Here is a 26,975-nt window from a genome sequence, read left to right on the forward strand (position 1 = left end):
AGGATGCAAATTATGAAAAAAATAACAATTGTAGATATCGCTCGCTTAGCAGGGGTAGGAACTACAACAGTATCTAGATATTTTAATAATGGTAAATTGAAAGAAGAAACAAAAAAAAAAATTAAAAAAGTAGTAGAAAAGTATAATTATAGTCCGAATACTTTTGCAAAAGCTTTAAAAAGTAATGAGAGTAGGATAATTGGGGTCATAGTGCCAACTTTGTCATCATTTGTATCCAGTAGAACTTTAATGTATGTTGATCAAAAATTAAAAGAAAATAATTATGAAACATTAATAATGAATTCTAATTTTAGTTCGAAATTGCAGTTAGAGTATTTAAAAAAATTAGCAAGAATGAATGTAGATGGTATAATTTTACTACCAACAATAATGGATAAAAATTTTGAAGCTACAATAAAATCAATAGATATACCTGTTGTTATTTTAGGACAAGAAGGTGAATATACTTATAGTGTAGAATATAATGATTTTCATGCGGGAAGAGATATTGCTAATTTTGTAATGGCTTCGGGGCATAGAGATATTGTTTATTTAGGTGTAGATGAAAAAGATATAGCTGTGGGGACATATAGAAAGATGGGAATAGTTCAAACATTAGGAAAGTATGGAATTATTCCTAAAGAAATTATTACAACTTTTGATCAAAATTATTCCTATGAAAAGGTAATTGAAAATATAAAGTTTTTTAAAGATTCTACTTGTTTAATCTGTGCTACTGATAATATAGCCTACGGAGCTATAAGAGCATTAGAGAAAAACAATTTAATAGTTGGAGAAAACTACTCGGTAGCAGCTTTTGGAAATTATGAATCATCTGTATTATTGAAATCACCTTTAACTACAATAGAGTTCAATATAAAAGAAGCAGCTGAAAAAACGGTAGATATTATTTTACAAACTATAAAAGGGGAAGAAGCTACGATAAAAACCTTGATAGGTTATGAATTGAAGATTAGAGATAGTGTACTAGACATAGGTTTTAAAGATATAGAAGATTAGGATATGCCTAATCTTTTTCTATAGAACATAATAAAATGTAATTTATATTAGGAGATTTATATGAAAATAAGTATAGTTTGTATAGGTAAAATTAAAGAAAAATTTTATAAAGATGCAATTAATGAGTATTTAAAAAGGTTATCTGCATATACGAAATTAAATATAATAGAATTAAATGATGAAAAAGTAAAAAATGAAAATGAATCAGAAATAAAACTTGCTATGGATAAAGAAGGGAAAAATATTTTATCAAAAATAAAAGATGGACAATTCTTAGTAACACTAGAGATATTAGGAAATAATTTTTCAAGTGAAGAATTGGCATCTAAAATAAATTTTCTAGCATTGCAAGGAAGTAGTGATATAGTATTTGTCATTGGAGGTTCTTATGGATTATCTGATGAAGTTAAGAGCAGAAGTGATTTTGCTCTATCGTTTAGTAGAATGACATTCCCTCATCAGCTTATGAGAGTTGTTTTAGTGGAACAGATTTATAGAGCGTTTAAAATAATAAAGAAAGAACCATATCACAAATAGGTAACATAATATGATAGTAACAACTAATGTAAATAAAAGAAAAGCCAATAATGAACTGGAAGAAGAGGCTATAAAGGTAGCAAAATATTTTAATTGCCAATATATTGATAGAGGAAGATTAACGGTTAAAGAGTTAATTGGAAAATTTGGAGAATGTATAATTATATATAAGCAAAAGACAGTATATATTAATAAAAACTTTGAAGAGTTATACTTTCATCTAGATACTGCTATGCTTAGAATAAAAAATAAATGTGTGCCGCTTCTAAAAATAATAGAAGGAAGAGAGCAAAGTATTTTGGATATGACTATGGGTCTTGCAAGAGATAGTATAACATTGTCTTATTTTGGTCATAAAGTAGAGGCTTTGGAAGATAATAAAATAATTCATTATATTGTATCCAATGGTTTAAAAAAATTTGATTCAGGTAAAAGTGATATTAATGAAGCTATGAGAAGAATTAAAACTTATAATATTAATAGTTTAGATTTTTTAAAAAAGCAAGAATCAAAATCAATAGATTACATATATTTGGATCCAATGTTTATTTATAAAATAAAAGACTCTAGTAATATATCCATATTTGATAGTTTAGCTTGTCAAGATTCTATAAATGATGATTTAATGAATGAAATGACAAGGGTAGCTAAAAAAAAGATTATTCTCAAAGCTCATAAATTAGATCCAATATTTGAAAAATACAATTTCAATATAATAGAGAGAGTTGGGGCTAAATTTTTTTATGGTTATATAGGCTTATGATTAGTTGATGATTAATCATAACTACTGATAAATTAGAATGATAATCTAGTGGTAAGTTATAATATAATTACGAATACGATAAGGAGAATATAGATGAAATATAAGTATCTATTATTTGATTTAGATAACACACTTTTTGATTTTGATAAATCTCAAGATAGAGCAGTTAGAGAATTGTTAAGAGATCAAGGTATAAAGAATATAGAAAAATATTTAGATAAATATATAGAGATAAATAAAGCATTATGGATTTCTTTTGAAAAAGGAGAAATAAGCAGAGAATATTTAGTTAATAATCGTTTCAAATTATTATTTAGTAACTTTGGAATAGATGTTGATGGAAATCTTTTAGCCAAAAAATATGAAGAAATATTATCTAAAAAATCTTATACTTATGATGGGGTAAATAGTTTATTGGAAAAATTAAAAGAAAGAGGATATCAGATTTTTGCTGCAACAAATGGACTATCTGTAATACAAAGAGGAAGACTTGCTAATGCAAGTTTTACTAAATATTTAGATGATATTTTTATTTCGGAGGAAATAGGCTATCAGAAACCAGAAAATGAGTTTTTTGAATATATATATAATAAAATAGGCGGAGTAAAAGATGAATACCTTATGATTGGAGATACACTATATTCGGATATAAAAGGCGCAAATGATTTTGGGATAGATAGTGTGTGGTGTAACTATAAGAATATAGGTAAAGTTGATGTTTATGCAAATTATATAGTGAAAAATTTAAAGGAACTGGAGAAAATACTGTGTTAAAAATTTTATTTAATAGAAAGTTTTCTTTAATTATGGTTATTTTTTTAATGGGAACTATATTTTATTTTTCCCATCAAATTGGATATGAATCTAATCAATTATCCAATAATGTACTAATAAGGAAATTAGCACATATCACAGAATACGCAGTTCTAGGATTTTTTGTATATATCCATTTATTAAATTGCAAAATAAATAGGGTAAATTTAGTTGCAGGTGCAGTTTCTATTGTATATGCAGCAAGTGATGAATATCACCAAACATTTATAGAGGGTAGAAGTGGTAATATTATAGATATTTTTATAGATGCTATAGGGGTGATGATAGGAATAGGTATTGCAAGTTACTTTGTGGAAAAAATTGTTATATAATATAATAACTTGCTTTTTATCTATAAATCATATAATATTATGTATAAGCGTTTAGGAGGTGTAGAAATGGAGTTTGATTATCCAATTGATTATACTTTGTATAATGTTGAAGAGATAACTTTGATAATAAAATTCTTAGACACTATAGAAAATTGTTATAAGAAAGGTGTGAATTTAGAAGAATATAAATCTTTATATAGAGAATTCAAAACTATAGTTATATCAAAATCTGAGGAGAATAATATTTTTAGGACATATAAGGAAGTTACGGGTTATGATGGTTACTTAACAACAAAAGCAATGAGAAATAACGAAAAAATTATTAAATTGAAATTAAATTAGGAGGAATTATGGAAAAGTTTAAAGAATATTTAAGGTGCGCTAGAGCTCATTCATACCCAGCAGCAATAGCACCAGTTTTGGTTGGAGCTACTTATTCGCTATTTTATATAGAAAAATTTGATTTTTTTAAGTTTTTTATATTTTTAATAGCATGTTTATTAATTCAAACATCAACAAATTACTTTAATGAATACTATGATTTTAAACTTGGATTAGATAAGGTAGATTCACAAGGGATTTCAGGATCTATTGTTCATGGTCGTTTGAAACCTCAAGAAGTTTTTAAGGCAGCTGTTATATTATATATAGTGGCTTTGATTTTAGGACTGTACTTAGCAAGTCTGACATCATATTATATACTGCCAGTTGGATTGATGTGTATGCTAGTAGGGTATTTATATACGGGGGGAAAGTCACCTATTGCTTATGGTCCCTATGGAGAGGTCGCAGCTGGTTTTTTCATGGGAACAATAATTATAGCTTTATCTTTTTACGTTCAAACAGGATTTGTTAATTTATCAGTTATTTTATTATCAATTCCTTTATTTTTAATGATCGGTAATATTTTATTAGCTAATAGCATAAGAGATGCAAAAAATGATGAAGAATCAGGGAGAAGAACCCTAGCTATAGTAGTAGGTAAGAAGAGATCTGTAGAAATACTAACTATATCATTTTTATTAGTATATTTATCTAGTGTAGCTCTTATTTTTATTAATAATGGTACAATTTTTTATTTATTAGTATTAGTTTCGATACCTTTAGCAATTAAAGTAATAAAAGGATTAGCTGTAAATAAAACAAAAGAAACAATGGCACCATTTATGGTATTAACAGCTAAAATGACAATTATTATAGGTTTTACAATGGCATTAGCTAATATTTTAAACTATTATATTTAAGAAAATCACTCTAAGAGAAACTTAGAGTGATTTTCTTTTTATTATGAATTAGATGTTTAAAGATATGATTATATTCATTAATAACTATTATGCTTTTAAATTTAATCAGCTATTAAATGTAGATTAACCTATATTATGTAAAAAAGACTAACACTAATTTATGGTAAAGTTAATTTGAGAAAATTAATTTATATCAAACTCTAATTTTTTCTCTTTCCTATCAATTATTTTAAAATTATCACTGGTTATTTCTTGGATCCATTGTAAAAAATTTTCTTCATTTTCTTTCATGACATACACATCATAAGCTATTTTATCTGTATAAGATATATTATTAACTATATATGGAGTTTTTGCAATTTCATATTCTATTTTTCCATTTAAGTGATAGTCAATTTCAAACTTGATTTCTATAGCATTTTTTCGTTCTACTAAACTTGCATTTTTAATAGCTTCGATTAAGCCGTGAGTGTATGCTCTAACTAAGCCACCAGTTCCCAATTTTATTCCACCATAGTAACGAATTACAACAGCACATACATTTCTTAAATTATTTTTTATTATACAGTCAAGCATAGGAGCCCCAGCCGTACCACTAGGTTCACCGTCATCATTAATGCGACATATTTCATTATTATCTCCTAATGCAAAGGCAAAGCATACATGGCTTGCGTTATAGTGCTCTTTTTTCATATTTTTTATAAAATTTTTAGCATCATCTTCATCTGTTATTCTTATTAAATGTGTAATAAATTTGGATTTTTTTTCAATAAATGAAGTAGATATGTTGTTCTTTATAGTAATAAATTGTTTTTCCATAATAAAGTCCTTATGATAATTTATAGTATTATCTAGTATAACATAAAAATAAAGTAAAATATTATTTAATATTATGTATTGTAAAATTTTCTACTTAATAGTATACTATAAAAGTAAACTAAAAAGTTTATTAATTTAAGGGGTGATGATATGAAAAAGATTAAAATAGTTACTGATTCAACAAGTGATTTAAGAAAAGAAGAAATTGAAAAATATGGTGTAGAAGTTGTATATTTAACAGCTTTAATTGATGGAGTAGAGTATAGAGAAATTGATAATACAGAATATATTTATAAATTGAGAGAGGCAAAAAATTTCTCTACGAGCCAGCCATCGGTAGGCCAATTTATGGAAACTTATGAAAAATGGACGAAGGAAGGATATGATATTATTTCTATACATTTGACACCAGCAGTATCTGGAACATACTCGACAGCAGTTTCTGTAGCAAATGATTATAAAAATGTAAAGGTGATTGATACAACTACTAGTTCTAGAGGTATGATTTATTTTATTAAGGATGCTTATAAGTATATTCAAGAGGGGAAATCTTTAGATGAGATTTATAAATTATTACAAGAAAAACGAGAAAAGGTTATTACCTATGTAAGCATTGATAAATTAGATAATCTTGTAAAAGGAGGTAGACTTAAGAAAACTGTAGGATTTATGGGAGGTTTACTTAATTTAAAAATTTTAACAAAAGTAACAGAAAATGACGAGTTAGTTCCTATAGAAAAAGTGAGAGGAAAGAAAAAATTAGTTCAAGCAATTATTGATAATATGAAGAAAGATCTTGCAGGTCAGGAATTAAAAACTATAAGTTTAGTTCATGCCCTATCTGATGAATATATTAAATTATTGAGAATTGCTCTGAAAGAAGAATTTGGATATCAAATAAAAGATGAAGATATAGAAATTGTAACAGCTGTTATTTCAACACATGTTGGAGAAGGTGCAGTAGGTATTTTAATAGAACTTAAATAATATTTAAATATTTTAAATCCATAGAAGATTTGAACATTGATAAGAAATAGATCTTTGTTCAGTTAATATGAACATTTAATAGTTTTTCTTAAAGAAGTATAGATATATTATTAAGTGTGATTTATGTTGAAATTATTTAAAAATAAGAGAAGCGAATTTTTCGCTTCTCTTATTTATTCTAAAATTCCAAATTCATAACCTTGATCTTTAAAATACTTAATTATTCTAGGTAAAGTTTCAACAGTTATTTCTCTTCCTACAGTATCATGCATTAAAACAACTTTAACAGTAGTTTCTGGATAATATTGACCAGAACTATGTAAGTATGTCATCATCTGTTCTGGAGTTTGAGGTTTTTTAAGTGGAGATTCAGCATCACCATTCATTAGATTCCAGTCTATGTTTTCGATTCCCTGTGCTTTAAGAGTAGTATCTACAGTTTCTAAGCCACTCCATGACATAGCTCCACCTGGATATCTCCAAACAGATGGGAAGTAGTCATTGCCTAGTATGTTTTTGATAGCATCCTGAGTATCCTTAAATTCTTGTAAGATAACAGGTGTGTTTCCTACCATATAAGGATAAAGAAGACCAATGTTATGAGTGTAAGAATGAATTCCAATAGCATGTCCTTCACGGATTTGTCGAGTCATTATATCTTTCGCACTCTCAGTAACGTATTGTCCTACTACAAAGAAAGTAGCGGGAACTTGATGCTCTTTCAAAATATCTAATATCTGAGGAGTTATAAGGGTATCAACTCCATCATCGAAGGTAAGAAACACTAATTTTTTATCAGTTTGACTTTCTCCCTTGATATAAGAATTTATCTCACTTGTTTTATAAGCATATTCGTCAGCTTTCAAATTGTGATTAGAGCCCTTTTTCAAGTTATCTTTATCGACAAACTCGGTAGTGGTTGTTATTAATAAGTTATTTGTTGGATTGGTTCCATATATGATATTCTTTCCTAATGTATAGGAACCGAATAATAAAACACCCATAGTAGCAAAAGTAAGGATATATAAAAATATTTTTTTCAAAATAAAGCCACGTCCTTTGTAAAATAAAATGTTCTAAACTAATTGTACCTTAAATTGCTGTTAAAATAAAGTGAAACAAAAAAATTTTTACTAGAAAATAAGTATTTTTTGTAGTATAATTTTGTGGAAGTAAAGTATATAGGTGACAAGATGCAAATTCATAATAAATTATCTAGAACAGAACGGTATTTAGAAGAAAAAAAGAAAGTAAAGAGAAAGAAAAGATTTGCTATATTTACACTTGCTGTTTTACTTGCTTTTATAGCATATGTAATATATATAGTTTATCACAATATCAATAATGGATATAAAAAGTCTTCATCAACAGTAGAAATTGATCCTAACTTCAATAGTTTTTCAGTTTTGGTTATGGGAATTGATGAAAATGAATCTAGAAAAGCACAAGGACAGACAAGAGATAACAGTAGAACAGATTCATTAGTTTACTTGGCCGTCAATAAAGAAAAGAAAAAAATGGATATGGTTTCTATTCCAAGAGATTCCTTAAGTCTTATGAAAACTGAGTTTGATAACAGAGAGAATTCTTATTTCTTTGATAAAATAAATCATGCATATGCATATTCTGGAGTTGATGGTACTATCGAGTCGGTATCTAGTCTCCTTAATGCTCCAATAAACTTCTATATTGTAATCAACTTTGCTGCATTTGAAAAAGTAGTGGATTCATTAGGTGGAGTGAATTTATATGTACCATTCGATATGAAGGAACAAAATGCTAATGGTGAGCAAGGAACGATTGAACTGAAAGAAGGTTGGCATACCTTAAGTGGGGCTCAAGCACTTGCTTTCTCTAGATCTAGATATTATGACAGTGATTTAGATCGAGGACAAAGACAATTACAAGTAATTCATGCGGTAATTGATAAGGCTAAATCGTTAGGTGCTCTGGCTAAAATTGATGAATTGATTCAAATTACAGGTTCTAATGTAACTCATGATTTGTCAGTAGGTAATATTGCAACAATAGCGAGTATGTTTACTGCAAATGAAATAAATATAGTTGCTCACAAGATAGGGGGTTATGATGCTTATATGGACGGTGTTTATTACTATTATCCTAAACCTAAGCATTTATTATATCTATCTTCAGTTTTAAATGATACTCTAGGATTACCGCTTCCGAAGAGTGATGATTTATTAAATATAGTATATCAAGATTATATTAGACCATTAGAGAGAAAGTACACTCTATCAATACCTACAGATATTGAAAATACGCATACTAGATTTTTTTATATAAATTTAGATGATGAAGATCAAAAGAAGAATCTTCCTAAACAATTAAAGCTTGAAGATTTAGCATATGATCCTACGATAAGTAATGAAAATAGACCTACATAAAAAATAGTAACTAAAAGCAATATATCATTTTTTGGATATATTGCTTTTTATTAAGTAATAGACTTGAATAAGTATATATGGTATAATTACATAATATTATTTAATTAATTTGAATATAAATTATAGGAGACAGAGTATTAATGTTTAGTTTTTTTAAAGGTGTAGTTTCTGAAATGAAAAAGGTTTCTTGGCCTACATTTCCAGAATTAGTAAAAAAGACATCTATAGTTATTTTTACGATGATATTATTAATGCTATTTATTTACATTGTAGATTTAGGAATATCTACTTTAATTAGAAATATAAAATAGGAGGAACTAATGGAGAATACAGTAAAAAAAGCCTGGTATGTAATTCACACTTACTCGGGATATGAAGATAAAGTTAAAGAAAACTTAGAAAAACGTGCAGAAACTTTAGAAATGCAAGATCAAATTCATAGAATTGTGGTACCTAAAGAAAAAGAAATAACAACGACTCCAACCGGAAAGAAAAAAGAGTTAGAAAGAAAAACTTTTCCAGGCTATGTTTTAGTAGAGTTAGTGATGTCTAATGAAGCTTGGTTTATAGTGAGAAACACACCTGGAGTAACAGGTTTTGTAGGATCTCATGGTGGTGGTACGAAACCAGAACCACTGTTGGAAGAAGAGATTGACTTTATTTTAAGAGAAATGGGTCTATCTACAATTACAGAAGTGGATTTCCAAGTTGGAGATTATGTAAAAGTTATATCAGGACCATTTAATAATATGGAAGGTAAAGTAGTAAGCTTAGACTTATCTAACTATAAGTTGGAAGTTCTACTAGAATTTATGGGACGTGAAACTAAGACAGAGTTGGAGCTATATCATGTGGTAAAAGCTAATTAATTATAGAAAGGCAACTAGTTTAAGTGAGTAAAATAGCAGTGTTAGTAGATTCTACAGCGTATGTAAGTGAAGAATTGAAAAACAATAAAAATTTAAGATTAGTTTACTTATCGGTAACGATAAATAATATAGTAAAAAAAGAAATAGAAGAAATTTCTTTAGATGAATATAAGTTTTATTTACAAGAGGAAAATGGAGAATTTCCTACAACATCACAGCCTGCTATAGGTGATGTAGTTCTTACATTAGAAGAATTAAAATCAAATGGTTACGAAGAAGTAATCGCGATTGCTTTATCTAGCGGAATTAGTGGTACTTGTTCTTCTTATTCAATTGCAGAATCAATGGTTGAGGGGATAAAAGTATATCCTTTTGATTCTGAGGTTTCAGCTCAAGCAGAAGAGTTTTATGTGAAAAAAGCCTTGGAAATGATTTCTAAAGGTGCAACAAGTTCAGAGATCATTAGCACCTTAAACGAGGTTAAAAAAGTATCTCAGGCTTATTTTATAGTAGATGATTTGAATCATTTACAAAAAGGGGGAAGGTTGAGTTCGACTCATGCTTTAATTGGCGGTCTTCTGCAGATAAAGCCAGTTTTGCATTTCCAAGATAAAATAATTGTTCCTTATCAAAAAATAAGAACATATAAAAAAGCAATTGCAGCAATTTATAGTTTGTTTGATAAATTTTATAAAGATCATAAAGGAAAAAATATTAATATATGCATAATTCATACTCTTGCGGAAGATAAAGCTAATGAGGCTGAGGAATACATAAGAAGTAAATATCCTGATGTGAAAATTGAAAAGGGAATTATTGGACCTGTAATAGCGACGCATTTAGGTTTAGGTGCTATTGGTGTAGGCTGGACAATTTTGTAAGCAATAGACTTTACTGAAAATGAATTATAGTCTATAATTTATATAAGTAGTTTATATTTTTGTATTATAAACAATAATTACATTAAGGAGATTTATCATGTTTCAAAAAATGGCACATACTTGCTACAGAGTAGCTAACTTAGAGGAATCGGTTAAATTTTATACAGAGGCTTTTGACTTTTCTATCAGTCGTAAACGTGATTTTCCAGAACATAAGTTTACATTAGTTTATTTAACTTTACCTGGAGAAACTTATGAGTTAGAGCTTACTTATAACTATGATCATGGACCATATGAATTAGGAACAGGGTATGGGCATATTGCAATTGCAGTTGATAATTTGGAAGAATTACATGTAAAACATAAAGCCGCTGGTTATAACGTAACAGATTTAAAAGGATTACCAGGAACTCCACCAAGTTACTATTTTATTATGGATCCAGATGGATATAAGATAGAAGTAATTAGGATCAAAAAATAAAATTGAAATAAGGAACATAATGTACATTATGTTCCTTATTTCAATTTTATTTCAATCACTAAACTTAAGAATTAACTAATTCTTAAGTTTAAGTAAGTGGAATAGTTTATTATGGTCTTTAATAAGTATATAAATATTCCCTTCAATATAAATTTTTAAAACATTATAAAAAGGCGTAGTTAGAATACCAATAATAGTAATGACTGTTCTAATCTTACTATTTGTGCTATAATTTTAAAAAATAATAAAGGAATGAAAATGAAAAATAGTGAGTATAAATATGATGAAAATTTAATATCAAATTTAGCTTATGATAGGCTAGTAGATAGATATGGTCTAGACAAAGAAAATGTTAATCATGCTATATATTATGCGATTACTTCTTTAGACAGTCATATTAATTCTTTAAAAAAAATCGAAAATAGCGAAGAAAATATTTTATTAGGGGATTATTATTCCTTTGAATACTATAATTTAGTTCAAGGGGATTTGTTTTTGCTTAATAAAATATCATCACATATGGCTAATATTTATAAATATTTACAAAAAGGAAATCTAAGTAGAAATCAATTATATCAAGTTATTTTTAATCTATATGCCATTTTATTGGATGAGTACGGTCTTAAACTGAAATATGACGATATAGATCTAATATTAGATTCTTACATGAATTTTTATCATGAAAAAATAGTCAGTGTGGCAGAAGTGGAATTTGATAAAGAATATTTATTAGAAAAAGCGAGGGCTATGTATGATAGATAAATATAAAAAAGATATAGCATTAGCAAGAAGTGAGATTAGAAATATATATTTATCTGATGATAATGAACTGAATTCGATTATTGATGATTATTTCAAAATAGGTGGTAAGGGTGTTAGATTAATTTTATCCCTTATCTTTTCTAGGGTGGGAGAATATGAGAAGCAATATTCTAAATTGATACGAAATGCTGCTTTAGTTGAATTGATACATACAACTAGTTTGATTCATGATGACATAATTGATAAATCGTTAAGTAGAAGAAGCAATCCAACACTTAATAATCTTTATGGTAACAAAAGGGCCTTATTTATTGGAGATTATCTATTTTCGACAATTTTAAAAGAAGTGTCGAGTATAACTAATAGGGACTTTCATAAATATTTATCTTTGACTTTGAAAGAATTATGTTACGGTGAACTCATTCAAAATAAAGATTTATATAATATTGATACAAGAGTGATTGATTACCTAAAAAAAATTAAAAGAAAAACAGCCATTTTAATTGCCTTTGCTTGCGTTTCAGCAACAATTTTGTCTAAGGCAAATGAAAAAGAAATATTAGCAAGCTATAAATTTGGTTATTATTTAGGAATGTCTTATCAAATTATGGATGATTATCTTGATTTTGTATCAGATGAAGTTACTTTAGGTAAGGATATAGGTCAAGATTTGATAAATGGGAATGTAACTTTACCAATAATTTTAAAGATAAAAAAAAGTAAAGAGAAATTTAAAGAATATAGAAATTTATCATTAGAAGAAAAATTAACACTAGTCAATGAAATAAGGCTTGATGATGAAATATTAATTGAGTTAAAAAACATAAGTCATGGATATTTAAAAAAAGCACTACAAGCTATAGAGATATTTGATGAAGATATACAAGAAGATCTAATTCTTGTTGTAAAAACTCTTAAACATAGAAATTATTAAGGAGAAATTATGGATTTTCAAAAATTTTTAGATGAATATAATGAATTAAATTTGAAAACTTTAGATAGGGAACAATTAGAAGCATTCCGTGGTATTTTTGTAGAACATGGAGAATTAGAGAAAGCTTTAGAGATTTCAAAAATTATTTATGAAACATATGATGATGAAGCGGCAATTGTATCCTATGCAGATAATTTAATGCATCTAGATAAAAAAGATGATGCACTGCTAGTTTTATATAAGGCACCTAAAACATCACAAGTTATATTTCTAGAAGGGATAATTTATCAAAATGATGGTTTAACAGATGTAGCTGAAGACAAATTTAGGCAAGCTTTAAAGGTGGCAGGAGAAGATATGGATCTCAAATTTATGATAGAATCTTATTTAGTTAATTTATACACAGAAGAAGGAAGAAATGATGAAGCATTACAACTTGCCTTCCAAAATTTCCAAGTGAGTCCAAGTTTAAATACTTTTGTAGCAGTACTTGATAATCTAATATACTCTACACAATTTGAAGAAGCTATTGAATTTTATAATGAAAATGGTCATAAGTATGATGATGCTTCTATATATTTTGCCGTTTCATTTACTTATAATCAGTTAGGAGATATTGAAAAATCGAAAGAATTTTTATTGAAAACAATTAAAATAGACAACCAGCATCAAGAGGCATATATGCATTTAGGTTTTATGTCGATTGGTCAAGAAGCAATTAATTATTTTGAAAAATATCTAGATTTACAAGGAGCTTCTTACAATGTCTATTTACAATTAACTAGCTTATACAAACAAGAGGAAAGATACAATGATATTAGATTATTGGTTAGGAAAACTCTAAAAGAGATGGGAATAGATGTGGATACCTTATATGTAGCTATAAATGCTTTGAGAGAATTATATGAAACTGAAAAAGTATATGAAATTTACAAAGAGCATAATATAATAAAAAATGATGCTCCCCTACTAACTTTAGCTTTATTAACCTTATCTGAGGAAGAAGATTATATAGATTTTGTTGAAGAAGAGGTAATTAAGTATCATGAATTTATAAAAGAAGAATACTTCTATTATGAATTACTTCAAAATATTTACCAATCGAAAGCTAGTAAAACTATTGAAAAATATCTGACAGAGGTACAGAATTTAAGATTATCATCAATGATGGAAGAATAATAAAAAGAACTCCTGATTAGGAGTTCTTTTTATTATTCTTGACTAATTTTCTATTCCGTTTTTTTCTTCTAACAAGTACATATAAGTATTTAATAAAACGAACAAGTTTCTTAACTACATATCCAGATCCTTGGCCACAAAGGCTTAAAAATATGTATAGTAATGCATATATATATATTTCAAAATTCCAGAATATAACACAAGATATTAAGAAACATATACCGGTGAAAATGGCGAAAGAATATGAAAAATCTTCATTATTATATGAATAAATAAGTGATACTATAAATGTGAATGTTGTAAATATAATAACAACCATATTTATCATAGCTTCAGATTTGTTATTGAAGAAATGATAGGCTATTGGTAAAAGTACAAATAATAAGAATGTAAAAATAAAATAAGGTAATTTTTTAATATGAGTTTTAAGCATAAATTCCTCCTAAAATATATTAAAATTCTATCATAGAAGATAATAAAAAACAAATGAAAATTATATTATTGTATTTTTTTAATAATAATAGTGGTATAATGTATTATAGGAAAATTTTATTTAGGATGGAGAAATGAACGGTAAATTTATAACAATTGAAGGAATTGATGGTTCTGGTAAAAGTACCATGAGTCACTATATAGTGAATAAAATAAAAGAAAGAGGCTATGATGTTATTCTAACTAGAGAGCCAGGCGGAACAGATATCAGTGAAATGATAAGAAAGATTATACTAGATAATGAAATAGATCCTAAAACAGAAGTATTGCTTTTTGCAGCTAGTAGAAGAGAACATCTTGTTAAGAAAATAAAACCAGCATTAGAAAAAGGAATATTTGTCGTTTGTGATAGATTCTTAGATTCATCAATTGCTTATCAATCTTACGGTAGAGGATTGGATGAAAAGAAGATAATTAATATAAATGATTACGCCCTAAATGGAATAAAACCAGATGTTACTTTATATTTTGATGTAGATTTGGAACGTGGATTAGAAAGAACACAAAAAAGGGAAAAAAATAATAAATTAGATAGTCAATCATTAGAATTTTATGGAAAAATAAAAAATGCTTACGATAATCTTTATAAAAAAGAGCCTAATAGGATAAAAAGAGTAGATGCTAATTTAGAAATTAATGAAGTAGAGAAAGAATTAGATAATTTATTAGAAAGCTTATTTAGAAAATGGAAAATTTAGCAAATAGATATTTAAATAATATCCTAAGAAATAATAAAATAGGACATGCGTATTTATTTTATGGGAATAGTGAATATAATTTGCAAAATTATGTACTTAATTTTGTAAAAGCAATGTTTTGTTTGAAAAACATAAATAAAGAATTTTTTTCTTGTAGCACATGTAAAATTTGTAAGCAAATAGAACATGGAAATTATGTAGATTTTTATATCATTAATGTAGATAGTAGTATAAAGAAGGAAGATATTTTATACTTAAAGCAGGAAATGAGTACTAAAGCAAGATTTAGTAGAAAGGTATATTGGATAAAAAATATAGATAGTATAACTCCCCAAGCTGCTAATAGTATTTTGAAATTTTTAGAAGAGCCTGAAGAAAATATCACAGCTATATTAACGACCACAAATTTAAAGGCTGTATTAGATACTATAATTTCAAGATGCCAAATTATAAATATAGGTTCAGATAAAAAAGATTTGAATATAAATTCGGAAGAAATTCAGATATATATTGAGTTTTTCCAATTGTATGAGAAAAATAGAGATTTAGCAATATTAGAATTTATAAACTTCATGGAAAATCGGAAAAAAGTAGAAGACTTTATTGATTATATGATAAAAAAGATAGCTGGCTCTAATCAAAATGAAAATAAAGTAGAATTATTATCTATATTACTGGAAGGGAAAAAGGATTTATCAATGAATGTAAATTATAATTTAGTAGTGGAATCGATATTGTTTAAGATTGTAAAAAAGGGATTAACATTAGATATATAAAATGAGTAATATTGAAAAAATTGAGAGAATAGATTATTTATATAAAAATTTAAAGTTTATACAATATGAGAATCATTACAGTGTGTCAACTGATACTTATTTACTAGCTGATTTTGTAAAAATGTCGAAAGTGAATAAAAAGAAAATGATTGAATTGTGTAGTGGTAATGGAGCAATTTCTCTTATACTTAGTTATAAATATAACATAGATATAACTATGGTGGAAATACAAGAAGATTTAGTGGAACTTTCTAAAAAAAATATTGATATAAACGAAATTCAAAGGATAAGTTCAATTCAGGGAGATATAAGGAATATAAAGGATATGTTTAGACCATCTTCATTTGACTACCTTGTATGTAATCCACCTTACTTTCCTGTAGAAAATATGCCGAAAACAAAACAAGGAACTAATCATTCAATTTCAAGGCATGAAATACTATGTAATTTAGATGATGTTATTTCAAGTATAAAATATTTACTTAAGCAGAATGGAAGATTTTTTATGGTTCATAGGAGTTATCGTTTAGCAGATATCATAATGGCATGTAATAAGTATAATGTAGGAATAAAGAGAATAAAGTTTGTTTATAGTAAAATTTCTAGTGATACTAGTAAAATTGTTTTAGTTGAAGGTTCTATATCAAATATAAATGATATAAAGATAGAACAACCTATGTATATATACAATGAAGATCTTACTTATACTTCGGAGATGAAAAAAGTATATGGCTTATAAAATGCATTATACCTATATAGTAAAATGTATAGATAATACATTATATACAGGTTATACCACGGATATTAAAAGGAGAATAAAAACACATAATAGAAAAAAAGGGGCTAAATATACTAGGACAAGGACACCTGTAGAATTATATTATTTTGAAGAATTTGTTGATAAAAGCAGTGCAATGAAAAAAGAATACTTACTAAAACAATTTGATAGAAAAACTAAAATAAAATATGTAGAAAAAAATTTAGATTTAAAAAAAAGAGAATTTATAAGTGAAATAAATAGAGGAGAAAAGTGATGTTATATGTAGTAGGGACACCCATAGGGAATCTTGATGATATCAGTGTAAGAGCGCTTAAGACATTAGAAAATGTTGATATAATAGCTTGTGAAGATACAAGGAATACACAGAAATTATTAAATTATTTCCAGATAAAGAATAAGAAATTAATTTCTTTTCATGAGCATAATGAAGAAAAAATTAGTCAAAAAATAATAGAGCTTATTGAAGAAAATAAAAATGTAGCTTTAGTCTCTGATGCGGGGATGCCATGTATATCTGATCCGGGATATATTCTGGTAAATAAGTGTATAAGCAAAAAAATTAAAGTAATCACAATACCAGGTCCAAATGCTGCTTTAACAGCTCTAGTTTCTAGTGGAATAGAATCATATACGTATACTTTCTATGGATTTTTACCAAGGAAGAAAAAGGACTTGAAAGTAAAACTTAATGAAATTTTATTATCTAAGCATACCTCTATAATATATGAATCACCACATAGAATAATTAATTTAATTGAAAATATTTGCGAAATTTCTAATCACAGAATTATATCCGTATCTAGGGAATTAACAAAATTTTTTGAAGAAGTAGTCACTGATACATCTGAAAAAATTTTAGAAAAATTTAAAAGAGGTAACTTAAAAGTAAAAGGTGAGTTTGTTGTGATTATAAGCCCTAATAAAGAAGAAACACATGAAGAAATTGATAACTTTAAGCTTATAGAAGAAGTAAAAAAAATGGTCGACAATGGAAGTAAGAGTTCAACTGCCATAAAAATAGTTGCAGATAAGTATGGTATAAATAAAAGAGAGGTCTATAATTTGTATCATGAAGAAATTATATAAGTTAATTGGATTAAACATTTTAGTTTCACTAGTTTTAGTAGTAACAGCCTTTTCAGGTGTACATTTAGAATATTTGTTTTTCCCCTTAGCACTGGTTACGATGCTGAATTTATATTTATTATATAAGAAGAGTAATTCAATGGATGAACAAGAAATTAAAAAGAAGATCATGTTACATCAAATTAAAAATTCTTTGTCGGTAATTTTAGGCTATAGTGAGGCTCTAAATGACAATGTGATAAGTAAGGATGAATTTGAACAAAATCTTAAATTAGAAATTGATAAAATGGTAAATAGCATTAGATCAGATTTGTATAAGTAGGTTGACATTTATAAAGATATATGTTATATTTACCGTAAGTGAATAAACCTAAAAAGCGGTGAATTTCTGTATTCTCCGCTTTTTTTACAAGAAGAAAGAGGTGTTTTTATGGCAATTATAGATAAAGTTAGAGATCTAGCTTTAAAAAAAGTTGAAGATACTGAGTACAGTCTTTATGATGTAGAGTATGTCAAAGAGGGAACAGACTATTTTCTAAGAGTATATTTTGATAAAAAAGGTGGTTTGAATCTTGATGATTGTGTTACTCTAACAGAAATGTTATCAGATGATTTAGATAAAGAAGATTTTATTAAAGATAATTATTATTTAGAAATATCATCTCCAGGAATTGAAAAAGAACTTAGAAGTTTAAAAGAAGTAGTAGATTCTATAGGGGAGCATGTGTGTATTAAAACATATGAAAAAATTGATGGAATTAAGGAATTTTATGCAGACATATTAGAAGTTAATAATGAAGAACTTTTGGTAGAGTATAAGGATAAAGCTAAAATAAAGAAAGCAATTATACCTTATGAAAAAATATCAAAAATTCGTTTAGCGGTTAAATTTTAGTAATACTAAGGAGAAAGAATCATGAGCAAGGCATTGCTTAAAGCGATTGAAGTAATAGAAACAGAAAAAGGAATATCTAGAGAAATATTATTTGAAGCAATAGAAGTAGCGTTATTATCAGCATATAGAAAAAATTTTAATTCTTCAAAAAATGTTACCGTAGATTTTAATAGGACAACAGGTAAGTATATTTTCAAAATTTCAAAAGAAGTGGTAGAAGAAGTTTATGATAATAGAATTGAAATTTCATTAGAAGAGGCATTAAAAATTAATCCTGCTTATGAGATTGGTGATTTATACATAGTTGAAGATATTCCAGAAGAATTTGGAAGAGTTGGAGCTCAGGCAGCTAAGCAAGCCCTGATGCAAAGACTAAGGGACGCTGAAAAAGAAGTATTATACAATGAATATTTGGAATATGAAGGAGAAATTAGATCTGGGTATATCGATAGAATTGATTCAAGATATGTATATGTAAAATTGGGGAAAATTGAGGCTATTTTAGGAGAAAGTGAGAGAGTGTTAGGTGAAGAATATATACCACAAACTCCTATAAAAGTATATATTGCAAAAGTAGAAAATCCGGCTAAGGGAAGTAGACCACATGTATTAGCGTCTAGATCTCATCCTGATTTTATTAAACGCTTATTTGAGCAAGAAGTTCCTGAAATTTATGATGGAGTAGTTGAAATTAAGTCAGTTTCACGTGAGGCGGGGGAAAGAACAAAGATAGCTGTATATTCAGATAATAACAATATTGATGCTGTAGGTTCTTGTGTAGGACCATCAGGGAGCCGTGTATCTACAATTTTGAAAGAGTTGAATGGAGAAAAAATTGATATTATCCCTTGGGATAAAGATATTGAAAAATTTATTATTAATTCATTATCACCAGCTAAAGTAGATTCAATTACAATAAGTGAAGAAGAAAAAATTGCCAATGTTATAGTAAATCCAGGGCAATTATCACTGGCAATAGGTAAAAAAGGACAAAATGTAAGGCTCGCAGCTAAATTAACAGGTTGGAAAATTGATATAAAAACAGAAGAAGCTTTAATTGAAGAATAGTTAGAAAAATGAGGTAGAGTAATTATGAAGCAAAAAAAGATACCTAGTAGAAAATGTATACTTACAAATAAAATGTTTCCTAAAAAAGATTTACTACGAATAGTGAAAAATAAAGAAGGCGAGATTTTTGTTGATGCTACAGGTAAAAAAGCTGGTAGAGGTGCATACGTAATAGCTGATTTAAATATAATTGAAGAAGCTAGAGAGAAGAAAAAATTGGAAAAATATTTTAGTGTAGATTCGGAAAAAATGGATGAAATATATTCAGAAATTATACGATTAATATATAGAAAGTTGATACCTACTAAATAATGAAAAAATCACTAAATTTATTAGGTTTAATGACAAGGGCTGGAAAAATAGTCACAGGCGAAGAATTAATAACTAAGAATATACAAGAATCTAAAATACAGTTATTATTAATAGCTACTGATTGTGGAAATAATACAAAGAAAAAATTAAGTGATAAATCAGAATATTACAAGATAAACAAATTAGAGTATTTTACGATAGATGAAATAAGTCGAGCAATTGGTCGTGAGAATAGGGTTGCAGTTGGAATAACTGATTCAGGTTTTAGTAAAAGATTAAAAAAATTAATAATAGAAGAAGGAGGATGTATCGATAATGGGAAAAATTAGAGTACATGAATATGCTAAGAAAGTAGATAAATCTTCGAAAGAAATAATAGCTGCGATCAAAGATCTAAATGTTGAGGTAGGAAATCACATGTCAATGATCACAGAAGAAACATATGAAAAATTAGAGGCTATATTTAATAAAAAAGAAAAGAAAGTGGCAACTAAGAAGGATTCTAATACAGCTTCTAAAAAAGAAAAAAAAGTTACTATTGAAGTGAATCCAGAAGATTTAGATCAAGAGCTTATTAGAAATAATAAAAAAAATAAAAAGAAAAAAAAGAAAAAAGAGAAACAGAAAAAAACTGCTAAGCAACAACCAGCTATGATTGAATCACCGAGTGAAGAAACTATTAGTGATGATACAATATTAGTTAAAGATAACATGACTGTTGCAGAATTAGCAGACGTCTTATCTATAACTTCAACAGAATTGATAAAAAAATTATTTGTTGAGTTAAAAATAATGGCTAATATTAATCAATCTTTAACTCTAGAGCAAATTGAGTTGATTGCTATGGATTACGGTAAGGAAATTCAGCAAGAAGTAGAGATTAATAAAGAGAATTTAGATGTTTATTTTGAAGTTGAAGAAGATGAAAAAAATACTAAAGTTAGACCTCCAATTGTTACTATTATAGGACACGTAGATCATGGTAAAACAACTTTATTAGATACAATTAGGAATTCTAAAGTTACAGCAGGAGAAGCGGGTGGAATTACGCAACATATTGGTGCATATCAAGTAAGGGTAAATGATAGAAAAATTACTTTTTTAGATACACCAGGACATGCGGCATTTACAACAATGCGTGCGCGTGGTGCTAAAGTAACAGATATTACTATTTTAGTGGTTGCTGCTGATGACGGTGTAATGCCTCAAACTATAGAGGCTATAAATCATGCTAAAGCTGCAGAAGTTCCAATCATTGTAGCAGTGAATAAGATGGATAAACCGCAAGCTAACCCAGATAAAGTTATGGGAGAATTAGCAGAGCGTGGATTAACACCAGAAGCTTGGGGAGGAGATACAATTTTTGTTCCTATTTCAGCACTTCAAGGAGAAGGAATTGATGAACTATTAGAAATGGTTGTATTAGTGGCTGATGTACAAGAAATTAAAGCTAACCCAGATCGTTTAGCTATGGGAACAGTAATTGAAGCTAAGTTAGATAAAGGACGTGGAGCTGTTGCGACATTATTAGTACAAAGTGGTACTTTAAATGTTGGAGATCCAATAGTAGTTGGTAATACATTTGGACGTGTTCGTGCTATGATTAATGATAGAGGGAAATCTATAAATCATGCTAAACCATCTATGCCAGTTGAAATTACAGGATTACAAGACGTGCCTAATGCCGGAGATAGATTCGTAGTATTTGGTGACGAAAAAACTGCGCGTCAAATTGGAGAATTACGTCAACAACAACACATTGAAAGCCAAAGACAAAATGCATCTGCTGTATCATTGGATACTTTATTTGAACAAATGAAGCAGGGTGAGATGAAAGATTTAAATGTAGTTTTAAAAGCTGATGTACAAGGTTCTGTAGAAGCTTTAGCTATGTCTCTTGCTAAGATTGATGTTGAGGGTGTAAATGTTAAGATTATTCATACAGGGGTAGGAGCTATTAATGAGTCTGATATTACATTGGCATTAGCTTCTAATGCAGTAGTAATTGGATTTAATGTTCGCCCTGATAATAATGCCAAAATAATGGCTCAAAATGAGCAAGTAGACATAAGACTGCACAGTATCATCTACAAAGTTATTGAAGAAATTGAAGCAGCTATGACAGGACTTTTAGACCCAGAATTTGCAGAGAAAGTAATCGGACTTGCAGAAGTACGACAAGTATTTAAAGTCTCTAAATTAGGAAACATTGCAGGGGCTTATGTTACTGAAGGAAAAGTATCACGTGAAGGAAAAGTACGTGTAATTCGTGATAGTGTAGTAATTTATGAAGGAGAAATTGATACATTAAGAAGATTTAAAGATGATGTTAAAGAAGTACAAGCTGGATATGAGTGTGGTATGACTGTGGAAAACTACAATGATATTCGTGAAGGTGACATATTCGAAGTATTCATCATGGAAGAAATAAAACGATAAAATCAGGGAGAATAAATAGTGTCTGAACTAAGAGTAAATAGATTAGGAGAACAAATTAAAAAAGAAATAACGTTTGTTCTTGCAACTAAAATAAAAAATCATGATTTAGGTTTCATTACTATTACTGAAGTGAAATTAACAGGGGATTATTCACAAGCAAAAGTTTATTATACAGTTTTAGGTGATGAGAAAGAAAAAGAAAAAACTAGAATGTCATTAGCAAAAGTTAAAGGATTTATTAAATCTGAGGTTGCTAAAAAAGTTAAGGTTAGAAAATTCCCAGAATTAATCTTCGAATATGATGATACTAGTGAATACGCTATGCGTATAGAAAGTCTTATTGCTAGTGTAAGTAAAGGAGAAAACTAGATGTTACAAGTTACGAACCTAGGTCTGCGTTTTGCAGATAGAAAGCTATTTGAAGATGTAAATATTAAGTTTACTAGTGGTAACTGTTATGGTTTAATTGGAGCCAATGGAGCTGGAAAAACTACATTTTTAAAAGTTTTATCAGGAGAGATTGAATCACAGCAGGGTCATATTTCTCTTGGGAAAGATGAACGTTTAGCAGTTTTACGTCAAAACCATTTTGATTACGAAAATGAAAAAGTAATAGATGTTGTAATGATGGGCCATGAAAAATTATGGGATGTAATGAATAAAAAAGATGATATCTATATGAAAGATCCATTTACAGAGGAAGATGGGATAATAGCTGCAGAATTAGAAGCTGAATTTGCAGAAATGGATGGTTGGAGTGCTGAAAGTGATGCAGCACAGTTATTAGAAGGTTTAGGAATTCCAAGTGATATACATTATTCACTTATGTCAGAAGTTGATAACTCACAAAAAGTTAAAATTTTATTAGCAAAGGCATTATTTGGTAATCCGGATGTATTATTATTGGATGAGCCTACTAATGGTCTGGATTTAGCAGCTATTCAGTGGTTAGAAGAATTTTTAATTAACTTCGAAAATACTGTAATTGTAGTAAGCCATGATCGTCATTTTTTAAACAATGTTTGTACACATATCTGTGACTTAGACTTCGGTAAAATTCAGTTATATGTTGGTAACTATGATTTTTGGTATCAATCTAGTCAACTTGCTCGCAGAATGCAAGAAGATGCTAATAAGAAAAAAGAAGAAAAAATTAAAGAACTTCAGGAATTTATTGCCAGATTTTCTGCGAATGCTTCCAAATCTAAACAGGCAACAAGTAGAAAAAAAATGCTTGATAAAATTAATCTAGACGATATAAAACCAAGTAGCAGAAAATATCCATATGTAAGATTTACTCCAGATAGGGAGATAGGCAATGATTTATTAATTGTAGAAGGGGTTTCGAAAACTATTGATGGAAAAGAAGTTCTTAAAAATATAAGTTTTACGGTTAATCCAAATGATAAAATTATTTTATTAGGTGATGAATTAGCAAAAACTACACTTTTAAGAATTCTTGCAGAAGAGATCGAGCCGGATAGTGGATCCTTTAAATGGGGAGTAACAACTTCACGTTCATATATGCCTAAAGATAATAAGGAATACTTTGATGAGAAAAAACTATCATTAGTAGAGTGGCTAAGACAATATGCATCGCCTGAGGAAGAGACAGAATCTTATTTACGTTCATTTTTGGGAAGAATGTTATTCTCCGGAGAAGAAGCATTGAAAAATGCTGATGTTCTTTCTGGAGGAGAAAAGATGCGTTGTATGTTATCTAAGATGATGTTATCGAAAGCAAATGTTATCATGTTGGATGAGCCTACAAATCATTTGGATTTAGAATCAATTACAGCAGTTAATGAAGGAATTGCACAGTTTAAGGGATCAGTATTCTTTACGTCACATGATTATGAATTTATTCAAACTATAGCAAATCGAGTTGTAGAAATTTTACCAGAAGGTGGAGTTATTAATAAAGAGATGGATTATGAATCGTACCTAAAATCTAATGGTATAATAAAATAAATTTCTTGACAGAATAAATAATAAATACTATAATAAATTGTACAATAAAATATGGAAGCCTTACTATGTGAGGTAGAGGTCGCGAAAATTATTAGTAGTTGGTTGGAGGTTGTAGAAAGTCTGAGAAGATCAAGGAAAGGAATTTTTGCCGAAATGATAGTTCATTCTACGGAGTTATCATTGGGTTTATACTTAATAAGTATAAAACTGTCATAGTGATTGCTATGTTGAGCTACTAATATTGAGGTGCGGAAAATGCACAACTATATTTAGCTGTGCATTTTTATTTTATAAAATTTTTAGGAGGTTGTATGAGTAAAGAGAATAGAGTACAAAGAAAATTAAAATCGCGTCATATAACAATGATTGCGATAGGAGGATGTATAGGTAGCGGTCTATTTATGACAAGTGGACAAGCAATTTCAAATGCAGGTCCTGGAGGAGCTTTATTAGCATATTTATTAATTGGGTTGATGGTTTATTTTCTAATGACTTCATTAGGTGAAATGGCTACATATTTACCAACATCAGGTTCATTTTCAACATATGCTTCTCGATATGTTGATCCTTCTTTAGGATTTGCATTAGGCTGGAATTATTGGTTTAACTGGGTAATTACAGTTGCTGTTGATATTGAGTTATCTGCCTTAGCAGTTTCTTATTGGGAACCAATGAGAATATTACCAGCCTGGGTGTGGTCAATGATATTTTTATTAATCATTATTGGTCTTAATTCATTAAGTGTTCAAGTATATGGAGAAAGTGAGTATTGGTTCGCTTTAATTAAAGTGGTAACAGTAATTGTGTTTTTAGTAATTGGATGTTTAACAATTTTTGGTATTTTAGGTGGACCATTTATAGGTTTAGAAAACCTTACAGTAGGGGAAGCTCCATTCATAGGAGAAGACTCATCTTTATCAAGTAAAATATTGGCTGCTATAGGTGTGTTTTTAATTGCTGGGTATTCTTTCCAAGGAACAGAGCTTATAGGTGTAACAGCAGGAGAAAGTGAGAATCCAGAAAGAGCGATACCTAAAGCTGTTAAGCAAGTATTTTGGCGTATTTTAATTTTTTATGTATTAGCAATTATTGTAATTGGTTTGTTAATTCCATATACATCAGAAGATTTAATGGGAGCTGCGAGTGCAGAAGAGATTGCTAAATCTCCATTTACTATTGTTTTTCAAAATGCTGGATTTGCCTTTGCTGCATCTGTTATGAATGCTGTAATTTTAACATCAATATTGTCTGCTGGAAACTCAGGTATGTTTGCATCTACTCGTATGTTATATGCAATGAGTAAAGAAAATCAAGCCTTTCCAATTTTTTCTAAATTAAACAAAAATGGTACACCAATTAATTCATTAATAGCCACAACTTTAGTAATAGTGACGGTATTATTAATTCAGAAAACAAGTGACGGTGCTTATACATATATAGTAGCTGCAAGTGGATTAACTGGATTTATTGCTTGGTTAGGAATAGCTATAAGTCATTACAGATTTAGAAGAGCATATATCAAACAAGGGAAAGATTTAAATGAATTGAAATATAAAGCAAAGTGGTTCCCTGTAGGTCCAATTTTAGCTTTGATTTTATGTATAATTGTTATTGTAGGGCAAGATACTCAGTTAATTACAAAAGGTGTGGTTGATTGGGGAGCTATTGTGACAACTTATATGGGAATTCCGGTATTTCTATTCTTTTATCTATACCACAAAATTAAATATAAAACTAAATTAATTCCTTTAGAGAAAGTTGATTTATCAAAAAATATCGACTAATTAGTTACAAAAATCCTACCTATTTGGGTAGGATTTTTTAGGTTGTATAGTAAAAAAATATGTGATAGAATAGGTATATAAAATTATTGAGGAGCATTTGAATTATGGGATTATTTTCAAAATTATTTAGTAAGGAAGAGAAAGTTTCAGAACAAACGATTAAGGCTTTTGCTACAGGAGATTTAGTGGAAATTTCTGAAGTTCCAGATCCAGTATTTGCACAGAAAATGATGGGAGATGGTTTTGCTATACAGCCTTCTGAAGGAACAGTTGTAGCTCCGTTTGATGCTGAAATAGTAAATGTGTTTCCAACAAAACATGCAATTGGATTAAAAACAACTGCTAATGTTGAGTTACTAATTCATATTGGATTAGAAACGGTTAATATGCAAGGAGAGGGATTTGAAGTACATGTTAAAGAAGGAGATAAAGTTTCTGCAGGTGATAAACTAGTTACTTTTGATTTAGATTTAGTAAAAGAAAAAGCAAAATCAACTATCATTCCATGTGTGGTAACTAACATGGATTCAGTTGAATCATTGACATTTTTAAAAGAAAATACAAAAGTTAATTTTTTAGATGAAGTAGCTTCAGTTAAACTTAAATAGCCTATAGGCTATTTAAGTTTATTCATTAAGGATTGAAAT

General features: G+C 28.3%; 34 protein-coding genes and 1 riboswitch. Of the genes, 31 read left to right on the forward strand and 3 right to left on the reverse strand.

What is annotated here, in order from left to right:
* Nucleotides 1-12: 12 nt before the first annotated feature.
* The 7 genes from HZY82_RS02255 (at nt 13) to HZY82_RS02285 (ending at nt 4,709) form a co-directional block, all read left to right on the forward strand.
* Complete coding sequence (locus HZY82_RS02255) at nt 13-1,020, forward strand: LacI family DNA-binding transcriptional regulator (RefSeq protein WP_135155778.1); 1,008 nt, start codon at nt 13-15, stop codon at nt 1,018-1,020.
* Nucleotides 1,021-1,080: 60 nt separating this feature from the next.
* Complete coding sequence (rlmH, locus tag HZY82_RS02260) at nt 1,081-1,557, forward strand: 23S rRNA (pseudouridine(1915)-N(3))-methyltransferase RlmH (protein WP_135155779.1); 477 nt, start codon at nt 1,081-1,083, stop codon at nt 1,555-1,557.
* Between the two features lie 10 nt (nt 1,558-1,567).
* Nucleotides 1,568-2,320, forward strand: a complete 753-nt coding sequence (locus HZY82_RS02265) for a class I SAM-dependent methyltransferase (protein ID WP_135155780.1) — start codon at nt 1,568-1,570, stop codon at nt 2,318-2,320.
* 93 nt (nt 2,321-2,413) lie between these two features.
* The gene (locus tag HZY82_RS02270; protein WP_135155781.1) at nt 2,414-3,094 is read left to right on the forward strand and encodes a YjjG family noncanonical pyrimidine nucleotidase; all 681 of its coding nucleotides are present in this window, start codon (nt 2,414-2,416) and stop codon (nt 3,092-3,094) included.
* Nucleotides 3,088-3,465, forward strand: a complete 378-nt coding sequence (locus HZY82_RS02275; RefSeq protein ID WP_179938564.1) for a VanZ family protein — start codon at nt 3,088-3,090, stop codon at nt 3,463-3,465. The genes HZY82_RS02270 and HZY82_RS02275 overlap by 7 nt, the downstream gene beginning before the upstream one ends.
* 66 nt (nt 3,466-3,531) lie before the next feature.
* Nucleotides 3,532-3,807: a UPF0223 family protein gene (locus tag HZY82_RS02280; RefSeq protein WP_135155783.1), complete on the forward strand. Its 276-nt coding sequence runs from the start codon at nt 3,532-3,534 to the stop codon at nt 3,805-3,807.
* Between the two features lie 8 nt (nt 3,808-3,815).
* Nucleotides 3,816-4,709, forward strand: a complete 894-nt coding sequence (locus HZY82_RS02285) for a 1,4-dihydroxy-2-naphthoate polyprenyltransferase (RefSeq protein WP_179938566.1) — start codon at nt 3,816-3,818, stop codon at nt 4,707-4,709.
* 183 nt (nt 4,710-4,892) lie between these two features.
* On the opposite strand, the gene HZY82_RS02290 is transcribed toward HZY82_RS02285, so the two are convergent.
* Nucleotides 4,893-5,528 carry a YigZ family protein gene (locus tag HZY82_RS02290; protein WP_179938568.1) on the reverse strand — a complete coding sequence of 212 codons (636 nt, stop codon included), beginning with the start codon at nt 5,526-5,528 and terminating at the stop codon, nt 4,893-4,895.
* A gap of 150 nt (nt 5,529-5,678) precedes the next feature.
* Here HZY82_RS02290 and HZY82_RS02295 point away from each other — a divergent pair, with 150 nt between their 5' ends.
* Nucleotides 5,679-6,515 (forward strand): DegV family protein, encoded by an 837-nt coding sequence (locus tag HZY82_RS02295; RefSeq protein WP_135155786.1) that lies wholly within the window; start codon nt 5,679-5,681, stop codon nt 6,513-6,515.
* Nucleotides 6,516-6,688: 173 nt separating this feature from the next.
* Here the strand turns inward: HZY82_RS02295 and HZY82_RS02300 are convergent, their stop codons facing one another.
* Nucleotides 6,689-7,558, reverse strand: coding sequence for a polysaccharide deacetylase family protein (locus tag HZY82_RS02300; protein WP_135155787.1), 870 nt, complete (start codon nt 7,556-7,558; stop codon nt 6,689-6,691).
* 150 nt (nt 7,559-7,708) lie between these two features.
* On the opposite strand from HZY82_RS02300, the gene HZY82_RS02305 reads away from it, so the two are divergent.
* From HZY82_RS02305 to HZY82_RS02340, 8 genes are all read left to right on the forward strand, one after another.
* The gene (locus tag HZY82_RS02305; RefSeq protein WP_218925233.1) at nt 7,709-8,920 is read left to right on the forward strand and encodes an LCP family protein; all 1,212 of its coding nucleotides are present in this window, start codon (nt 7,709-7,711) and stop codon (nt 8,918-8,920) included.
* Between the two features lie 140 nt (nt 8,921-9,060).
* Nucleotides 9,061-9,231 (forward strand): preprotein translocase subunit SecE, encoded by a 171-nt coding sequence (gene secE / locus HZY82_RS02310; RefSeq protein WP_135155788.1) that lies wholly within the window; start codon nt 9,061-9,063, stop codon nt 9,229-9,231.
* 9 nt (nt 9,232-9,240) lie between these two features.
* Nucleotides 9,241-9,789, forward strand: a complete 549-nt coding sequence (nusG, locus tag HZY82_RS02315) for a transcription termination/antitermination protein NusG (protein ID WP_135155789.1) — start codon at nt 9,241-9,243, stop codon at nt 9,787-9,789.
* A 23-nt stretch (nt 9,790-9,812) separates the two neighbouring features.
* A complete protein-coding gene (locus HZY82_RS02320) occupies nt 9,813-10,670 on the forward strand; it encodes a DegV family protein (RefSeq protein ID WP_179938570.1) in 858 nt (285 codons plus the stop codon).
* A 97-nt stretch (nt 10,671-10,767) separates the two neighbouring features.
* Nucleotides 10,768-11,151, forward strand: a complete 384-nt coding sequence (gene gloA / locus HZY82_RS02325) for a lactoylglutathione lyase (RefSeq protein ID WP_135155791.1) — start codon at nt 10,768-10,770, stop codon at nt 11,149-11,151.
* 258 nt (nt 11,152-11,409) lie between these two features.
* A complete protein-coding gene (locus HZY82_RS02330) occupies nt 11,410-11,913 on the forward strand; it encodes a hypothetical protein (protein WP_135155792.1) in 504 nt (167 codons plus the stop codon).
* Nucleotides 11,903-12,847, forward strand: a complete 945-nt coding sequence (locus HZY82_RS02335) for a polyprenyl synthetase family protein (RefSeq protein WP_135155793.1) — start codon at nt 11,903-11,905, stop codon at nt 12,845-12,847. Before HZY82_RS02330 ends, HZY82_RS02335 begins: the two co-directional genes overlap by 11 nt.
* 9 nt (nt 12,848-12,856) lie before the next feature.
* Nucleotides 12,857-14,026 (forward strand): tetratricopeptide repeat protein, encoded by a 1,170-nt coding sequence (locus tag HZY82_RS02340; protein WP_135155794.1) that lies wholly within the window; start codon nt 12,857-12,859, stop codon nt 14,024-14,026.
* A gap of 16 nt (nt 14,027-14,042) precedes the next feature.
* On the opposite strand, the gene HZY82_RS02345 is transcribed toward HZY82_RS02340, so the two are convergent.
* Nucleotides 14,043-14,459, reverse strand: a complete 417-nt coding sequence (locus HZY82_RS02345) for a hypothetical protein (RefSeq protein WP_135155795.1) — start codon at nt 14,457-14,459, stop codon at nt 14,043-14,045.
* Between the two features lie 133 nt (nt 14,460-14,592).
* Here HZY82_RS02345 and tmk point away from each other — a divergent pair, with 133 nt between their 5' ends.
* The 15 genes from tmk to HZY82_RS02420 all read left to right on the forward strand — a co-directional run bounded on the left by tmk (nt 14,593) and on the right by HZY82_RS02420 (nt 26,936).
* Nucleotides 14,593-15,216: a dTMP kinase gene (gene tmk / locus HZY82_RS02350; RefSeq protein WP_135155796.1), complete on the forward strand. Its 624-nt coding sequence runs from the start codon at nt 14,593-14,595 to the stop codon at nt 15,214-15,216.
* Nucleotides 15,204-15,992, forward strand: a complete 789-nt coding sequence (locus HZY82_RS02355; RefSeq protein WP_179938572.1) for a DNA polymerase III subunit — start codon at nt 15,204-15,206, stop codon at nt 15,990-15,992. Before tmk ends, HZY82_RS02355 begins: the two co-directional genes overlap by 13 nt.
* Nucleotide 15,993: 1 nt before the next feature.
* Nucleotides 15,994-16,731 (forward strand): tRNA1(Val) (adenine(37)-N6)-methyltransferase, encoded by a 738-nt coding sequence (locus tag HZY82_RS02360; protein WP_218925234.1) that lies wholly within the window; start codon nt 15,994-15,996, stop codon nt 16,729-16,731.
* A 1-nt stretch (nt 16,732) separates the two neighbouring features.
* Nucleotides 16,733-17,026 carry a GIY-YIG nuclease family protein gene (locus HZY82_RS02365; RefSeq protein ID WP_135155980.1) on the forward strand — a complete coding sequence of 98 codons (294 nt, stop codon included), beginning with the start codon at nt 16,733-16,735 and terminating at the stop codon, nt 17,024-17,026.
* On the forward strand, nt 17,026-17,859 hold the full coding sequence (rsmI, locus tag HZY82_RS02370) for a 16S rRNA (cytidine(1402)-2'-O)-methyltransferase (protein ID WP_135155798.1): 834 nt from the start codon (nt 17,026-17,028) through the stop codon (nt 17,857-17,859). Before HZY82_RS02365 ends, rsmI begins: the two co-directional genes overlap by 1 nt.
* Nucleotides 17,843-18,181, forward strand: coding sequence for a hypothetical protein (locus tag HZY82_RS02375; protein ID WP_135155799.1), 339 nt, complete (start codon nt 17,843-17,845; stop codon nt 18,179-18,181). The genes rsmI and HZY82_RS02375 overlap by 17 nt, the downstream gene beginning before the upstream one ends.
* Nucleotides 18,182-18,289: 108 nt before the next feature.
* Complete coding sequence (locus HZY82_RS02380) at nt 18,290-18,754, forward strand: ribosome maturation factor RimP (protein ID WP_179938574.1); 465 nt, start codon at nt 18,290-18,292, stop codon at nt 18,752-18,754.
* A gap of 21 nt (nt 18,755-18,775) precedes the next feature.
* Nucleotides 18,776-19,822 (forward strand): transcription termination factor NusA, encoded by a 1,047-nt coding sequence (gene nusA, locus HZY82_RS02385; RefSeq protein ID WP_135155801.1) that lies wholly within the window; start codon nt 18,776-18,778, stop codon nt 19,820-19,822.
* Nucleotides 19,823-19,846: 24 nt separating this feature from the next.
* Nucleotides 19,847-20,134: an RNase P modulator RnpM gene (gene rnpM, locus HZY82_RS02390; RefSeq protein WP_135155802.1), complete on the forward strand. Its 288-nt coding sequence runs from the start codon at nt 19,847-19,849 to the stop codon at nt 20,132-20,134.
* Nucleotides 20,134-20,463, forward strand: coding sequence for a L7Ae/L30e/S12e/Gadd45 family ribosomal protein (locus HZY82_RS02395; RefSeq protein WP_135155803.1), 330 nt, complete (start codon nt 20,134-20,136; stop codon nt 20,461-20,463). Before rnpM ends, HZY82_RS02395 begins: the two co-directional genes overlap by 1 nt.
* Nucleotides 20,450-22,573 (forward strand): translation initiation factor IF-2, encoded by a 2,124-nt coding sequence (gene infB / locus HZY82_RS02400; RefSeq protein WP_179938576.1) that lies wholly within the window; start codon nt 20,450-20,452, stop codon nt 22,571-22,573. Before HZY82_RS02395 ends, infB begins: the two co-directional genes overlap by 14 nt.
* 18 nt (nt 22,574-22,591) lie before the next feature.
* Nucleotides 22,592-22,942, forward strand: a complete 351-nt coding sequence (gene rbfA / locus HZY82_RS02405) for a 30S ribosome-binding factor RbfA (RefSeq protein ID WP_135155805.1) — start codon at nt 22,592-22,594, stop codon at nt 22,940-22,942.
* Entirely contained in the window at nt 22,943-24,544 is a 1,602-nt protein-coding gene (locus tag HZY82_RS02410; protein ID WP_135155806.1) for an ABC-F family ATP-binding cassette domain-containing protein, read from the forward strand.
* Between the two features lie 65 nt (nt 24,545-24,609).
* Nucleotides 24,610-24,787, forward strand: a riboswitch (Lysine riboswitch).
* 68 nt (nt 24,788-24,855) lie between these two features.
* Complete coding sequence (locus HZY82_RS02415; protein WP_179938578.1) at nt 24,856-26,328, forward strand: amino acid permease; 1,473 nt, start codon at nt 24,856-24,858, stop codon at nt 26,326-26,328.
* A gap of 104 nt (nt 26,329-26,432) precedes the next feature.
* Nucleotides 26,433-26,936 (forward strand): PTS sugar transporter subunit IIA, encoded by a 504-nt coding sequence (locus HZY82_RS02420; protein ID WP_135155807.1) that lies wholly within the window; start codon nt 26,433-26,435, stop codon nt 26,934-26,936.
* Nucleotides 26,937-26,975 lie beyond the last annotated feature (39 nt).

It is taken from the genome of Gemella sp. GL1 (assembly GCF_013415365.1).
GTDB lineage: Bacteria > Bacillota > Bacilli > Staphylococcales > Gemellaceae > Gemelliphila.

Excerpts from the sequence above, each read along its gene's own strand:
- HZY82_RS02265 (WP_135155780.1), top strand. The coding sequence starts at position 1,568 with ATGATAGTAACAACTAATGTAAATAAAAGAAAAGCCAATAATGAACTG.
- HZY82_RS02375 (WP_135155799.1), top strand. The coding sequence starts at position 17,843 with ATGAAGAAATTATATAAGTTAATTGGATTAAACATTTTAGTTTCACTA.
- rnpM (WP_135155802.1), top strand. The coding sequence starts at position 19,847 with ATGAAGCAAAAAAAGATACCTAGTAGAAAATGTATACTTACAAATAAA.
- HZY82_RS02330 (WP_135155792.1), top strand. The coding sequence starts at position 11,410 with ATGAAAAATAGTGAGTATAAATATGATGAAAATTTAATATCAAATTTA.
- HZY82_RS02380 (WP_179938574.1), top strand. The coding sequence starts at position 18,290 with ATGGCAATTATAGATAAAGTTAGAGATCTAGCTTTAAAAAAAGTTGAA.
- HZY82_RS02355 (WP_179938572.1), top strand. The coding sequence starts at position 15,204 with ATGGAAAATTTAGCAAATAGATATTTAAATAATATCCTAAGAAATAAT.
- HZY82_RS02270 (WP_135155781.1), top strand. The coding sequence starts at position 2,414 with ATGAAATATAAGTATCTATTATTTGATTTAGATAACACACTTTTTGAT.
- HZY82_RS02345 (WP_135155795.1), bottom strand. The coding sequence starts at position 14,459 with ATGCTTAAAACTCATATTAAAAAATTACCTTATTTTATTTTTACATTC.
- rlmH (WP_135155779.1), top strand. The coding sequence starts at position 1,081 with ATGAAAATAAGTATAGTTTGTATAGGTAAAATTAAAGAAAAATTTTAT.
- HZY82_RS02285 (WP_179938566.1), top strand. The coding sequence starts at position 3,816 with ATGGAAAAGTTTAAAGAATATTTAAGGTGCGCTAGAGCTCATTCATAC.
- HZY82_RS02335 (WP_135155793.1), top strand. The coding sequence starts at position 11,903 with ATGATAGATAAATATAAAAAAGATATAGCATTAGCAAGAAGTGAGATT.
- HZY82_RS02410 (WP_135155806.1), top strand. The coding sequence starts at position 22,943 with ATGTTACAAGTTACGAACCTAGGTCTGCGTTTTGCAGATAGAAAGCTA.
- HZY82_RS02360 (WP_218925234.1), top strand. The coding sequence starts at position 15,994 with ATGAGTAATATTGAAAAAATTGAGAGAATAGATTATTTATATAAAAAT.
- nusG (WP_135155789.1), top strand. The coding sequence starts at position 9,241 with ATGGAGAATACAGTAAAAAAAGCCTGGTATGTAATTCACACTTACTCG.
- HZY82_RS02305 (WP_218925233.1), top strand. The coding sequence starts at position 7,709 with ATGCAAATTCATAATAAATTATCTAGAACAGAACGGTATTTAGAAGAA.
- HZY82_RS02295 (WP_135155786.1), top strand. The coding sequence starts at position 5,679 with ATGAAAAAGATTAAAATAGTTACTGATTCAACAAGTGATTTAAGAAAA.
- HZY82_RS02420 (WP_135155807.1), top strand. The coding sequence starts at position 26,433 with ATGGGATTATTTTCAAAATTATTTAGTAAGGAAGAGAAAGTTTCAGAA.
- HZY82_RS02365 (WP_135155980.1), top strand. The coding sequence starts at position 16,733 with ATGCATTATACCTATATAGTAAAATGTATAGATAATACATTATATACA.
- rsmI (WP_135155798.1), top strand. The coding sequence starts at position 17,026 with ATGTTATATGTAGTAGGGACACCCATAGGGAATCTTGATGATATCAGT.
- HZY82_RS02255 (WP_135155778.1), top strand. The coding sequence starts at position 13 with ATGAAAAAAATAACAATTGTAGATATCGCTCGCTTAGCAGGGGTAGGA.
- HZY82_RS02290 (WP_179938568.1), bottom strand. The coding sequence starts at position 5,528 with ATGGAAAAACAATTTATTACTATAAAGAACAACATATCTACTTCATTT.
- HZY82_RS02395 (WP_135155803.1), top strand. The coding sequence starts at position 20,134 with ATGAAAAAATCACTAAATTTATTAGGTTTAATGACAAGGGCTGGAAAA.
- secE (WP_135155788.1), top strand. The coding sequence starts at position 9,061 with ATGTTTAGTTTTTTTAAAGGTGTAGTTTCTGAAATGAAAAAGGTTTCT.
- infB (WP_179938576.1), top strand. The coding sequence starts at position 20,450 with ATGGGAAAAATTAGAGTACATGAATATGCTAAGAAAGTAGATAAATCT.
- gloA (WP_135155791.1), top strand. The coding sequence starts at position 10,768 with ATGTTTCAAAAAATGGCACATACTTGCTACAGAGTAGCTAACTTAGAG.
- HZY82_RS02415 (WP_179938578.1), top strand. The coding sequence starts at position 24,856 with ATGAGTAAAGAGAATAGAGTACAAAGAAAATTAAAATCGCGTCATATA.
- HZY82_RS02340 (WP_135155794.1), top strand. The coding sequence starts at position 12,857 with ATGGATTTTCAAAAATTTTTAGATGAATATAATGAATTAAATTTGAAA.
- tmk (WP_135155796.1), top strand. The coding sequence starts at position 14,593 with ATGAACGGTAAATTTATAACAATTGAAGGAATTGATGGTTCTGGTAAA.
- HZY82_RS02280 (WP_135155783.1), top strand. The coding sequence starts at position 3,532 with ATGGAGTTTGATTATCCAATTGATTATACTTTGTATAATGTTGAAGAG.
- nusA (WP_135155801.1), top strand. The coding sequence starts at position 18,776 with ATGAGCAAGGCATTGCTTAAAGCGATTGAAGTAATAGAAACAGAAAAA.